This window comes from Elizabethkingia bruuniana, from assembly GCF_002024805.1.
Lineage (GTDB): Bacteria > Bacteroidota > Bacteroidia > Flavobacteriales > Weeksellaceae > Elizabethkingia > Elizabethkingia bruuniana.
The window spans coordinates 1,758,759-1,773,049 of the sequence record NZ_CP014337.1; the positions used below are offsets into that span (position 1 = coordinate 1,758,759).

9 protein-coding genes are annotated in these 14,291 nt (G+C 36.5%); 2 read left to right on the top strand and 7 right to left on the bottom strand.

Annotation, left to right across the window (positions count from 1 at the left end):
* Positions 1 to 2: 2 nt before the first annotated feature.
* The 6 genes from AYC65_RS08275 to AYC65_RS08300 all read right to left on the bottom strand — a co-directional run bounded on the left by AYC65_RS08275 (position 3) and on the right by AYC65_RS08300 (position 9,951).
* Entirely contained in the window at positions 3 to 677 is a 675-nt protein-coding gene (locus AYC65_RS08275) for an ABC transporter ATP-binding protein (RefSeq protein ID WP_034867548.1), read from the bottom strand.
* A gap of 271 nt (positions 678 to 948) precedes the next feature.
* Positions 949 to 4,812 (bottom strand): TIM-barrel domain-containing protein, encoded by a 3,864-nt coding sequence (locus tag AYC65_RS08280; RefSeq protein WP_034867326.1) that lies wholly within the window; start codon positions 4,810 to 4,812, stop codon positions 949 to 951.
* Between the two features lie 153 nt (positions 4,813 to 4,965).
* Positions 4,966 to 6,549, bottom strand: coding sequence for a 2-oxo acid dehydrogenase subunit E2 (locus AYC65_RS08285; protein WP_034867328.1), 1,584 nt, complete (start codon positions 6,547 to 6,549; stop codon positions 4,966 to 4,968).
* Positions 6,550 to 6,630: 81 nt separating this feature from the next.
* Positions 6,631 to 7,632, bottom strand: a complete 1,002-nt coding sequence (gene pdhA / locus AYC65_RS08290) for a pyruvate dehydrogenase (acetyl-transferring) E1 component subunit alpha (protein ID WP_034867329.1) — start codon at positions 7,630 to 7,632, stop codon at positions 6,631 to 6,633.
* 160 nt (positions 7,633 to 7,792) lie between these two features.
* Positions 7,793 to 8,809 (bottom strand): UDP-glucose 4-epimerase GalE, encoded by a 1,017-nt coding sequence (gene galE, locus AYC65_RS08295; RefSeq protein ID WP_034867331.1) that lies wholly within the window; start codon positions 8,807 to 8,809, stop codon positions 7,793 to 7,795.
* Positions 8,810 to 8,826: 17 nt separating this feature from the next.
* On the bottom strand, positions 8,827 to 9,951 hold the full coding sequence (locus tag AYC65_RS08300) for a DegT/DnrJ/EryC1/StrS family aminotransferase (RefSeq protein ID WP_034867332.1): 1,125 nt from the start codon (positions 9,949 to 9,951) through the stop codon (positions 8,827 to 8,829).
* A 374-nt stretch (positions 9,952 to 10,325) separates the two neighbouring features.
* Between AYC65_RS08300 and AYC65_RS08305 the strand changes: the two genes are divergently transcribed.
* The gene (locus AYC65_RS08305) at positions 10,326 to 12,410 is read left to right on the top strand and encodes a TonB-dependent receptor domain-containing protein (protein ID WP_034867333.1); all 2,085 of its coding nucleotides are present in this window, start codon (positions 10,326 to 10,328) and stop codon (positions 12,408 to 12,410) included.
* A gap of 23 nt (positions 12,411 to 12,433) precedes the next feature.
* Positions 12,434 to 13,126, top strand: a complete 693-nt coding sequence (locus tag AYC65_RS08310) for a hypothetical protein (RefSeq protein ID WP_034867335.1) — start codon at positions 12,434 to 12,436, stop codon at positions 13,124 to 13,126.
* Between the two features lie 95 nt (positions 13,127 to 13,221).
* On the opposite strand, the gene AYC65_RS08315 is transcribed toward AYC65_RS08310, so the two are convergent.
* Complete coding sequence (locus AYC65_RS08315) at positions 13,222 to 14,046, bottom strand: YXWGXW repeat-containing protein (protein ID WP_052114613.1); 825 nt, start codon at positions 14,044 to 14,046, stop codon at positions 13,222 to 13,224.
* Positions 14,047 to 14,291 lie beyond the last annotated feature (245 nt).

Sequence of the window (14,291 nt, forward strand, 5' to 3'; positions counted from 1 at the left end):
TCTTAGAAACCGTCCACAATCTGGCCGTCTTTCATCACTAATTTACGGTCAGTACTTTCTGCAAGTCCTTGGTTGTGGGTTACAATAACGAAGGTCTGATTGTATTTATCTCTAAGATCAAAGAATAACTGATGAAGGCTGTCTGCATTTTTAGAATCCAGATTTCCTGTAGGTTCATCTGCAAAGATAATTTTCGGATCATTAATTAGCGCTCTTGCTACAGCAACACGTTGTGCTTCTCCTCCGGAAAGTTCTTTTGGTTTATGATGAATTCTATGCGCAATTTTCAGCTCATCAAAAAGCTCATGTGCCTTTTCTAAAGCATTCGGATTGGGTTTGTCCGAAATTCTTACCGGCAAAAGTACATTTTCCAATGCTGTAAATTCGGGCAGAAGTTGATGAAACTGGAATACAAAACCTATATTTCTGTTACGGAATCTGGATAATTCTTTATCTGACATTTCCAGAAAAGATTTGCCATTCAGTAATATCTCAGTATCATTAACAGATGTATTAGATGGAGAATCCAATGTCCCCAGAATTTGTAACAAAGTAGATTTACCTGCACCAGATTCCCCTACAATAGAGACAATTTCTGCATCCGGAATTTCGATATTCACTCCTTTTAATACATCTAATGAACCGTAAGATTTATATATATTTTTCGCTTTAATCATCATTCGTCAAAAATACTAATTAGTTATGATTTATAAAGTATGAATTTGTATAGTTGTATATAATTTTTAAAATGATTTCAAAGATTACAAAGAACTCTTTAATCACATTTTATTTAAGCTTAAAACCTGCTGAAATTTCATTGTTATACTCTCGTTCGTCAATCCCTCTATAAACTGGCTCTCTACAGTTTGGACTCAGAGTGATATTGCTTGTCCAAAAAAATGGCCAGAATTTCTTCCGGCCATTTATTTAGATATTTATCAGTGATCTTTAAAAGTTTACTGAATTCAGATCTTTATCTACAAGGATTCCCTGTTGTGGTTTTAGATTAAACTTCAGGTTCTTTTTCGCTTTGAACTTAATGATGAACAAATTATTGCTACCATTAAGAGCTTCTTGCTTTCCTAGATTAACAAAGGTAGGATACAATACCTTCTCTCTGTTGGAGTGCAACCTGTCATTTGTAAGGTTCTCCATTTTCTTGGTATCTAGCGTCTGGATTCCAACGAATTCATAATCCTGAGCATTATAAGGCAATGCAAAACTTAGTGCATTTACAGATTTCAGATTAGTTCCTTTTACAGTCACTTCAATGATTTCGTCTTTGTTATAATTCTGCTTAGGTGTTGTTATTTCCAATTTCCCGGCTACCTTTTCAATCTTTGCTTCATCTACACCACCATCTAATTGAGTTGCAACAACAGAAATATCGTAAGCATCGATAAGGTTATTCTTATTGACATCACCATTACTTACATAACCTTCGAAGTCTGCATCTCCTTTTCTTAATCCCGTATAGTTGGTGTAAGAAGTAAGGTCATTTCGGTCAATTAGCTTATCGTTATTGATATCTCCTGGCAAATAGCTTTCTGTTCCAGGTACTTTGAATACATATAACTCACGGCCCGTTCCATAATCGCCTACAGCTTGTTCCACAGAAATCTTCACATATCTTGCTGTCGGATGAGATGTAAAGCTAAACTCTTTAGGATCGAAATCATCTTTCCATTCAAATGTTCCGGCATCTGTCCAGGTTTGTTTATCCATACTGTAAGAAACTTTACCTTTCTTAATCAGCCCGTTTCGTCCATCGTTACGTGGCAATAACTGGAATTTATCTAACTGATTAATCGATTTAAGATCTACAACAAGATCGAAAGGAACAGCTTTAACTCTATATTTAGTATGCCACATATTACCTTCTTCCTCATCGAATAACTTATAAACTTCAAAGCCTTCCTGTGCATCTACAGATGTCGTTCCGGATATTCCTTTAATAGCAAATTCTAAAGGATTAGATTTTGTTTTGGCAGCAAACGAAGTCCAGTCAGAAGCTCCGTCTTTATTTACCGCTCTTACTTTGAATGTATAATTTGTTTCGGCAGTCAGACCTTCAAACAGAAGTTCTGTATCTTTTATTGTAGAATATTTCAATCCATTGAAGTCTATTTCGTAGTAATCTGCATTCGGAACTTTATCCCAAGTAGGCTTTACGGTATAAGCTTCCAGGTTTTTGTCAGTAATCTGTACGTTTTTCGGAGCTGTAAGTGCTCCAGATGTTATTTTCAGATGATTTTTAGGCTCGAATTTGTAACCTTCAAGTTCTAAAGATACTTTTTGACTTGTGATATCTGCTTTAGCCGTTTTTACCCAAACCTGTGGATTTTTTACAATCTGAATCTTTTCGAACTCAGTCCCTTTGGTTGAGAATCTATTGAAATTAGGCTTTTCGTTGTAATAGTATACATTTTCCTGTGCTTCAAACTCTGCTAATGAAGTAACTTCTTTAAGTTTCGCCTTTTTATTTCCAACTTTAGCTATAATATTTCCAGGCTTTGCAGTAACGCTGATTCTAAATTCAGTCGCTTTATCTTTTGTTTGTCCGTCAAAATTTCCTTTTGCAGGAAATACAGTTACAACAGCTTTATCTTTAACCAGATTAGATTCAATAATTGTTGACGCTCCTTTACCAGCTTTATACTGTTCGGATACTCCATCGTCATCATATTCTGTAAATGAAGTTTTACCCAAAGGATATACTTCATAAATACGAAGATTTTTATTGATCTCTGATACATTATTATTCGGATTAGCCAACGGAATGATTGCTCCACGTTTTACAAATACCGGAAGCTTCCAAATCGGACTATCGATGCTATTAATGATCTCTCCACCGTCATATTGCTCTCCGGTAAGGTAATCTACCCATTGTCCTTTTGGAAGGTAAATTCCGTTACGTATATCATTGCCTTTATCGTCGGTTTTGGTTTCTTGGTAAATAGGGGCTACAAGGAAATTTGGTCCGTACATAAACTGGTACTGTGTCATCTTTCCCTGAGTATATGCATTTTGTTCTTCCAGGAACATTGCTCTGATCATAGGTAAACCATTTACAGCTTCTTTTGCAATACTGTAAGAATATGGAAGAAGCTCTGACTTTAATTTCAGATAATTACGGTTAATGGAAGTTGCTGTTTCTCCTAAAGCATGCGGATATTTCTCATTAGAACCCCAGCCATCCATATTCAGCTGCATTGGAGTGAATGCTTTCCACTGGAAATCTCTGGTATTAATAATAGGCTTCTTTCCTCCGAAAATACCATCCATATCAGACGTAATATTCGGCTGTCCGGATAATCCGGATCCGATATAAGTCGGAATATGAAAACGTATATATTCCCAAACACCACCGGTCTGATCTCCGGACCAGATTCCTGCATAACGCTGGGTTCCTGCCCAACCATCTAATGATATAATAAATGGTCTGGCATCATTACCATATTTAGGCATAATATTACCCACGTCTGAAACACCATTCAGTCCAAACGAGTAACCATCTCCGACCCATGCTACGTCCGTCTTCAGAACACGTACTCCGGCATCTCTTACCTCTTTAATGATATCCCTTTGTAATAATGCACTTATTCCTTCTTTAGGGTGAAGATCGGATTGCGTCCACAGACCTATTTCAACACCATTTTTACGAGCGTAATCTCCAAAATCCTTCAGGTTCTTAATGTTACCATCCAGAGTTTCTGTTTGTCCATAGCCGGCACCGTAGCCATCATTAGGCAGCACCCATCCTAATGGCATATCATTATTCTTGTAGCGGTCTACAACAGCACGTGCTGAGAACTGATAATTGTTTTTTTCACCATTCAAGGATTCTTTAATACCGCCATTTTCTTTCTGGCTTTCTTTATAACGTTTTCCGTCTTCAAAAAGAATTCCTTTTTCATCCTCTTTCCAGTAATCTCTGTTATAAGCATTAAGGTGCCCTTCATAGAACCCAAACTTTGGTAATAAAACCGGATTACCAGTAAGCTGATAGAAATCGTTAAGCAAAGCAACCGGACCATCGTTTACCATAAAGAATAAATCCAGATAGTTATCATCATGAGACAGAGAAACTTTACCCTTCTCCTTTGCCCCGAAATCGTATTTCCCTTTCTTGAAGGTATACCACATCATTCCATAGCCTTTAGAAGACCAATAGAAAGGTGTTGGAGAAGCTACTCCACCATCTGTCCAGCTGTTCTGGTTTTCAATAGCGATAGCCTTTCCTTTATGAGAAAAACGTCCGTTCTGAACGCCGCCGCCATAGAAATATTCTTGTGGGTTTTCCTTTAGTGTAAGACTTGTTTTATTTTTTTCAAAACTTAATGGTTCTACTTCTTCAACAACTACAGCTTTTGTCTGCAGATTGATAAGTTTAAAAAGAGAGGTGTTTTTATCAAAAACTACCTGCACCTTATCTGTTGTAATACTCAGTTGGTTATTATCCTGAGCAATATTAAGCTTGGTTACAGCTTTTCTTGGATTGCTGACTAATATTTTAGCCTCAGGCTTTGCCTCTGGATCACGCATTCCTTTTCCACTGTTATCCTGGAATAATCTGAAGATATTGTCTCCGTAGAAATCCAGTAAAGCTTTTTGTTGGTTCGAGAATGTAATCTCGATGGTTGTAGCATTAATTTTTTTTGCATCTGTTATTTTCAGTTGTTGCTGAGTAACATTCTCTACTTTAGCAGCAACAGTTTGTTGTGCCTGTACATAGTTTGTTAGAAATGTTGAGGAAGCAAATGCAAATAATACTCCGGCAGTAGGTTTAATACCCCAGAATTTTCTCTTCATAATATTTAAATTTTCCTGGTTAATAAGAATCTTACAAATGTAACAAGCATAATTGTATTTAAGGCATTATATGTATAAAAATATTACCAATGTATACGAAAAAAGCCCTCCTCAATGAAGAAGAAGGCTTTTTTCTATTATTTTGTTGAACTTTTATATCAATAAGCTCAATGGATTTTCAAGGTAAGTTCTTAAAGTTTGTAAGAACTGAGCCCCTGTAGCACCATCAACCACTCTGTGGTCACAAGCTAATGAAAGCTTCATCGTATTACCAACTACAATCTGACCATCTTTAACAACAGGCTTCTCGATGATAGCACCTACTGAAAGAATAGCAGCATTTGGCTGGTTGATAATACTTGTAAATGTTTCGATACCGAACATTCCAAGGTTAGAAATAGAGAAAGTACTTCCTTCCATTTCGTTAGCTTTAAGACCTTTGTTTTTAGCTCTTGCAGCCATATCTTTTACTGAAGCCGAAATTTCAGAGTAAGACATATGGTCTGTATTCTTCAATACAGGAACTACTAATCCGTCTGGAATCGCTACAGCTACACCAATATTAATGTTTCCACGGTGGATGATCTTATCTCCTGCCCATGAGCTGTTTACTTGTGGATGTTTTCTTAAAGCAATTGCAGTAGCTTTAATGATCATATCGTTGAAAGATACTTTAGTATCTGGCAAGCTGTTGATCTCTTTTCTTGCTGCAATAGCTTTATCCATATTGATTTCCACCATCAGGTAGTAGTGAGGTGCCGTGAATTTACTTTCAGAAAGTCTTTTCGCGATCACATTACGAACCTGAGAGTTTGGAGTTTCAGTATCTTCACCAGCTACAAAGTTAACTACAGCTTTAGCTGGAGCTGCTGTTACAGCTGTAGCAGCCTGTGCAGAAGGCTGATAATTTTCAACATCCTTCTTTACAATTCTACCACCATCACCAGAACCTTTTACAGCTGAAATGTCGATTCCTTTATCTGAAGCAATTTTACGTGCTAAAGGAGAAATTGCTACTCTGTCACCTGTAGATGAAGCTGCAACAACTTCTTCTTTTGGCTGAGTTGCAACTGGCTTTTCAGATACCGCCGGAGCTGCATCAGATTTAGCTGCAGGTTTTCCTGAAGTTAATCCGGAAACATCTGTTCCTGCAGGGCCAATAATTGCTAAAACCGTGTCAACTAATGCTGCACCAGATTCAGCTACCCCTTGATAAAGTAATGTTCCGTTGAATTCAGATTCGAAATCCTGTACCGCTTTGTCGGTTTCAATTTCTGCTAGAATATCTCCTTCTTTTACTGCATCACCAACATTCTTGTGCCATTTAGCAACTTTCCCTTCTGTCATTGTATCAGAAAGACGAGGCATTGTGATAATTTCTACACCAGCAGGTACTTCTGCTGAAGCAGTAGATTCAGCTGCTGCAGGCTCTGCTGCTGCCTGTGCAGGAGCTTCTTCTTTTGCAGGTGCGCCACCGATTAATGCTGAAATATCTTCGCCTTCTTTACCAATAATACATAAAACAGTATCTACAGGAGCTTGACCACCTTCAGCAACACCCTGATAAAGTAATGTTCCGTTGATTTCAGATTCAAAGTCCTGTACCGCTTTATCAGTTTCGATTTCAGCAAGAAGATCTCCTTCTTTAACCGTATCACCTACATTTTTATGCCATTTTGAAACCTTACCTTCCGTCATAGTATCCGAAAGACGCGGCATTGTGATTACTTCTGCCATAATTTTCTTTATTTAAAAATTTGAAATTTGAGAATTGAGATTAAAAATACTTTATACTCAAATTCTAAATTAATATCGTTATTAGTTTTCTAGTTTATCAATGAATGGATAGTCTGGCTCTGAGTATACAAAGTCATAAACCTGAGATAAATCTGGATATGCAGAGTTTTCCATGAATTCTACACACTCTTCAACAAATTCTTTAGACTTTTCGTCGATAGCTTCTAATTCAGATTCAGTAGCCCAGTTGTTTTCAAGAATTCTGCTCTTCACTAACTCGATAGGATCTTCATTCTTCATCATCCCTACTTCTTCTTTAGTTCTGTATGGCTCAGCATCAGACATAGAGTGACCTCTGTAACGGTAAGTTCTAGCTTCTAAGAATGTTGGTCCTTCTCCTCGTCTTGCTCTTTCGATAGCTTCGAAAGCAGCCTCAGCAACTTTTTCAGGATCCATTGCATCTACAGGCATACAAGGCATTTCATATCCTAAACCTAATTTGTAGATATCTTCGTGGTTTGAAGTTCTTTTTACAGAAGTACCCATTGCATACTGGTTGTTCTCCACAACAAATACTACCGGAAGTTTCCAGTTCATTGCCATGTTGAAAGTCTCGTGAAGAGATCCCTGACGTGCAGCACCATCTCCGAAGAAACAGATGTTTACACCACCAGTTTTGAAATATTTATCTCCAAAAGCGATACCTGCTCCTAATGGAATCTGGCCACCTACAATGCCGTGACCTCCGTAAAAACGGTGTTCTTTGCTAAAAATGTGCATAGAACCACCCATACCATGTGAAGTACCGGTAACTTTACCACATAATTCCGCCATAATTCTTTTAGGATCAACCCCCATTGCCATTGGATGGATATGACATCTGTAAGCAGTAATCATACTGTCTTTGGTTAAATCCATTGCATGTGTAAAACCTGCAGGGATTGCCTCCTGACCGTTGTAAAGGTGTAAGAAACCTCTGATTTTCTGCTTCAAATAAAGAGAACGACACTTATCTTCGAAGCGTCTCCACATCGTCATATCCTCGTACCATTTCAGGTAGACTTCTTTAGAAAATTCTTTCATGTGTAACTATTGTTATTTATTTAATAATCACAAATAACCATTAAGGTTTTATGATTATTGAATCGAGAGCACAAAAATACTAAAAAACTTCTTTATTTTCTGCATAAGATTATGAAGTCTGATTATATTTCTGTGAACAGATTCTAAAATTGTTTTATTATTAATCTCTGCTTTCCAAATGTTTTTGCCACTGCCATGTTGTTTTCAGGGCTTCAGTAAGACTTGTATCAGCCTTCCAGCCTAGCTCTGCCTCTGCTTTTGATGCATTTGCATAAGCTATTGTAATATCGCCGTCACGACGTGGTTTAAACTCATATTTTACTTCTACATCATTAGCCGTTTCAAAGCTTTTAACAACTTCCAATACAGATGATCCTTTACCTGTTCCAAGGTTATAAATATCTACAACGGTATCAGTATCTGCAGCGATTAGTTTTTTAAGAGAAGCAACGTGTGCTTTTGCTAAGTCGACTACATAGATATAATCACGAACAGCTGTTCCGTCTGGTGTCGGATAATCGTTGCCGAAAATGCTTAAATACTCGCGGACACCTGCCGCTGTCTGGCTAACATAAGGAATAAGATTGTTTGGAATACCAAGAGGCAACTCTCCGATTAAAGCACTTGGATGAGCACCAATAGGATTGAAATATCTTAGTAAACTTACTTTCTTATGATGGGCAATAGCGAAATCTTTGATGATCTCCTCTCCCATCTGCTTGGTTTTCCCATAAGAAGATTCAGGTAATTTCAGTTCTGTTTCTTCATTAATAGGCATTTCATCTGCTTGTCCGTATACGGTGCATGATGAGCTGAAAATAAAGTTAGAAATATTTTTCTCTTTAAATTCCTGAAGAATATTAATCAGAGAAAAAAGATTATTTTCATAGTAATCAACTGGCTTTTCCTGACTTTCTCCTACTGCTTTATAAGCTGCAAAATGAATACAGCCTTCAATTTTATGAGCTTCTAAAACCTGAGTTAATAGCTCTCTTCTTTTTAAATCAAAAGGATAGAATGTTGGTCTTACCCCTGTAATTTTCTCAATACCGTCCAGAACTCTTTTCTCGGTATTGGAAAGATCATCGATAATCACAACATCAAAGTTGTTCTGGATAAGCTCTACTACTGTATGCGAACCTATATATCCCAGTCCTCCTGTTACTAATATTGCCATAGTTATAGTTTTGGTTTTTATTTCATGAACTCTAAAACAGCATCGGTAATATACTTCAACTGCTCTTCATCTAATTCGGTATGCATCGGCAAAGAGATTACCTGATCTAATAACTTATCCGTGTTTACAAAGTCTGCGTCATTGCCATCCTGGAAGTAAGCCTTCTGCTTTCTTAAAGCTACCGGATAATAGATCATGGCAGGGATTTCTTTAGAAGTTAAAAACTCCTGAAGTTCATTTCTCTTACCATTTAGGATTCTTAATGTATACTGGTGGAAAACGTGTGTAGAATCTGTTGCTCTCTCTGGGACTAAGATGTCCGGGTGATTTGCAAATGCATTATCATAATAAGCTGCAGCTTCGTTTCTTGCTTTTGCATATTCATCAAGAAGTCTTAGTTTTATTCTAAGAACGGCTGCCTGCACACTATCTAAACGGGAATTAACGCCTACCTCATCATGATAATATCTACGGTACATCCCATGGTTTACAATACCGCGGATTTTGTATTCCAACTCATCATCATTAGTAAATATAGCACCACCGTCTCCGTAGCATCCAAGGTTTTTAGATGGGAAGAAAGATGTAGTACCTAAAGTACCCATCGTTCCGGATTTCTTTTTAGTTCCGTCGGAGAATGTATAATCGGCACCAATAGCTTGCGCATTGTCTTCTATTACATAGAGATTATGTTCTTTAGCTACTTTTAGTATTTCTTCCATATTGGAACATTGTCCGAATAAATGAACAGGAATAATAGCTTTAGTTTTTGGCGTGATTGCAGCTTTCAGCTTTTCAATATCTATTGTAAAGGTATTATAATCTACATCTACCAAAACTGACTTTAGCTTTAATAAATGAATCACCTCTACCGTAGCGGCAAAGGTGAAATCTGCTGTTATTACTTCGTCTCCTTCCTGAAGGTCTAATGCCATTAATGCAATCTGTAAAGCATCGGTACCGTTGGCACAAGGAATAACGTGTTTTACGTCAAGGTAGTTTTGTAGTTCTGTCGTGAATTCTTTTACTTCTGGTCCGTTGATAAAGGCTGCTGATTCCATTACCTTTAACACTGCTGCATCTGCTTCGTTTTTTATTTTTTGATATTGACCTTGCAGGTCAACCATCTGTATTTTTTTCATGTAAGACTATTATCGTACAAATTTATTATTTTATTTTCAGAACCTGTTATAAAAATGAGTTATATCATTCATTAACCACAACTATTACCAGAAAAGCTTTACAGACATTTACCTCTTCAGTAAATATGTTCAAAAATGGACAACCAGTGTACGAAAATGAACACTATCGACTTTCTCCTAAAAATACAATTTACTGATTTACAGCAAATAACAATATCATTTATTTTTTGGTATTCTTTTAACATTAATACGGATAAGAAAAAATAATTACCAAACATTGGGTTTTACATTTTTAAAAATTTAATTGGAAAATTTGCATAACTAAAATTTTAGTTATAAAATTGTATACCTAAAACATTAGGTAAATAACTGATATGAAAAAACTAATAACGCTAGCTGCAGCATTAACCGGATTACTGATTACGGCGCAGGAGACGAAAACCACAAAAGACACGCTACAACAGAGCAAAGAAATACAGGAAGTAATCCTTAAATCACAACGCAAAAAACAATTTGTAGACAAAGCAGTATATACATTCAGTGAAGAAGCTTTAAAAAGAGCCCGTTATGCAAACGATCTCCTGAAAACCTTACCCGAACTCCAGTACGATCCTATTTCTAATTCGGTTGCAAGTATAAAAGGAGGTAAAATACTATTATTGATTAATGGCGTTGAGGCTACCGAGATGCAAGTGCGTACCGTAAAGCCTGAAGATGTAATTAAAGTAGAATATTACGACAATCCACCAACCCGATGGGCTACGCGTGCTGACACAGTTGTCAATATCCTTACAAGAAATCCGGAAACAGGTTATGTATTTGGATTAGAAGCAAGTTCAGCTCTCAACACAGGATTTGTAAACGGATCGGCTTATGCCAATTATACCAAAGGGCGAAATAACCTGGGAATGGATTATACCATTAACCTAAGAGATTATGATAACCGACAGTTTAGAAATACATATGATTATATGTTAAACGGTAGCCATTATAGCTCAGAAGAAAACAGAAAGGATCATTTTGGTTATACCTCTCAGGGAATTACCCTACGCTATAACAACGTTTTAACTGGAAATTATGCTTTTCAGGCAAAACTAAATCTTGATCTTTCAACAAGCTTCTCAAAAGCTAACGGACTTAATGCTTTTACAAAAGATACATCAACTGAACAACATGGAACTTTAAGAAATACCTCTTCAGACTATAACAAACCAACTATAGACTTATATTTCTCTAAGAATCTGGGTAAAAAAGATGAGTTAAGCATTAATCTCGTTGGCTCTAAATACACCACTAATTCTGCTGAATTATCAAAAGAATGGATTCTAGCCAATAATCAGAGTGTATTTGACAATGATATGAACCTTAAAGCAAAGCAAACAAGCCTTGTTGGAGAAATAGCACACACACATGATTTTAGTATTGGGAAACTAAGTTCTGGTTACAGGATTTCCAATAATGCAATATCCAATAATCTACAAAATTTGCAAGGTAACTCTTATTATGAAGTGAATTACCTGGAACAATATTTCTATACGGAATTCTCGGGGAAGAAAAACAAATTAATGTACAGAGTAGGCCTGGGTTTAACTAATATTCATAACCAGAGTGCTGAAATAACGAATAACGAGTGGACCATTACTCCGAAATTAATTCTGGGTTATCAGTTAACAAAAAATCAGAGCTTAAGATTTACAAGTAGCTACGTTCCTAGAAGCCCTTCGAGTTCTGCTTTAAGCAGCAATGTGGTACAGGTGGTTCCAAACATTATAAGAAGCGGAAATCCTTATCTGAAAACGCAACGTTCATGGGGTAATAATCTTATATATTCTATGAACAATAAGTATTTCGATATTAATGCTAATTTGTTTTTTTGGCACAGAGATCGTGCCATTAACCAGATGTATGTTGCAGATCCAACCTTTGGAGGCTATATGCTAACCTATGAAAATGCACAATATTCTCAACAATATGGAATGCAATTAACTGGTTCGGTAAAGCCTTTTGGAAATAATCTATTTGTAGTAAAAGTTGTTTTTGCTCCGGCATCTGAACTATTCAAGACCGGTTCCGGAGCCGTTCTTAAAAATAATTACATAGGAAACTCTTTTGTAATTTCTTCAGAATATAAGTCTTTCAATATTCAGTATCAATATACGATTCCATATTACACACTGAACGGTGCGTTTTTGAGTACCAATGAGAATGCTAACCATATTTTTGTTAATTATAAACATAATAACTGGAGCTTCAGTACCGGAATGTATTGGTGGGGAATGCCTTCGGAATACAAATCTAAAACTTTACCAGAGAGCCTTGTAAGCTATACCGGGCACACACAAATTTTCAATAACAAATCCATGTTTATTCTGGGTATTGGTTATGACTTTGCAAAGGGAAGAAAAAATGAAATTCAGAAAAAACTAAATAACGATACGGCACCGCCTGCTACATTCTAAAACTAACTTAAATACATTCTGCTATGAACAAATTAATCTACATTCTCATTAGTATTTTGGCAACATTATTTGCTTTTAAAATTTATGCAGCCGAAAAAACTGTTCAGTATAGAGATATGGAGCTTGCCGGAGTTGTTGTTGACTCTCACAGTTTGTCTCCAATAGAAAAAGTTTCAATCCTGGACAACAACAATAAAAAAATCGGAGAAACCAATGCTAACGGATATTTCAGAATAAAATTTCCCGTGAATAAAACCGGAGAGGTTCTTTTTAAAATAAAACTTGAGAAAAAAGGTTACGAAAGCTTTATCCAGAATGACCATTGGGGAAACTACGACAATCCTTCAGGGAGCTTTTGCTTTGGAATGAAAAAAAACAATGAAGAAGGTGAAGCATTCTCTAAAATCCTGGGTAGAAATTTGACTTATACCTACGCAAAAGCTAGCGTGGAGCATATAAAAGAAAACCGGAAAGCAGATGGGATTGTTAACTCTGCTAAAAAAGGTAATGATAATCTTATTTTAACCATCAACGGTGAGAAATATCTGGTAACCAATTTCAATTATTTTAAACTGGGATCTAAGGACAAGTACATTATGGTTAATGATGCTATCCAACCTATCGAAGGTCTGAACAACACCCTTAAACGAAGCAATATTAAAAACCTTAGCCGTCTTGGCGGCAAGGAAGCACAATTCGACCTTACTACATTTTAAACTTACATTCAATTCATACTAATTCTTTAGTAAGATACCCCTCATAATGAGGGGTATCTCCATTTAATAACCTAAAATATAATTTATGAAAAAAATTATCTTCTTCTACCACCTTCTCCACCATCTCTCTGCATGTGAGGCTGATGCATTCCTCCTCCCATACCGGGTCCTCTGAAGTTATTTCTGTCAGCTCGTGGCATTTGCATGTTATGATTTTGCTGATTTCTGAAATCTTTCATCTGATCATTATGTCTGTTGAGCATATCCTGATTAATTGCTCCATTATTTCTCTCAAAACGCATGTCCGGATTATTTCTGGCTGCCTGATTATGGTTTCGTTGATCATCTGTAGGAACAGAATTGTTACGTTGTTCTCTCATATACTGCCGATCATTATGATCAGGAGTCATATTTACTCCGCCTCTTCCGTTATAGCTTATCCGGTTAGCGTTATTTACGTAATGGTTGTCTATATATGTATTATGTATGTTTGTATTTACCCGTGTAACTGCTGTATTATATATATAAGTATTACCACGCCACATACCACCTGAGAAACCTGTTCCGAAATAACCGAAGCCGTAATTAATTCCGCCATAGAAACCTACACGAGGTCCCCAATAGCCGCGATGCCACGCATACATACCGTTATTAAATCCCCAGTAGCCCGGAGTCCAAAGCATTCCTATAGAAGGAGGTAAAGTCCAGTAACCAGGTACCCAGTAATATCCTGAATACTGATCGTATGCCCAATAACCGGGAATCCATATATAACCGTCTGCCGGAGGCATTGGTTGTGTGTATACAGGTATTGGCGGAGGTGCAATGTTTATACTAACGGAAAGCTGTGCTTTTGCTTGTGTGCCTAGTGTCAATAATGATACGATTGACAATATATAGGCTAAACGTTTTGCTTTCATGATACTGAATTTTATATCTCATATTTTTCAAATAAAGTACCATGATAATCAGTTATGTTAACTTTAAATGCATTTAACACATATTAATGGATTCTCTTCATTTTTAAGTTCTTAAAAATTATGTTAAAACCTTTTGTCAATAACATTTTACACTTATTTCTTTATCTTTAACGACATAAAAAACTTCGTTTTTAATACTGAAACCTGCTTATAAAAAAATAAGCCTACCGAAGTAAGCTTATCTT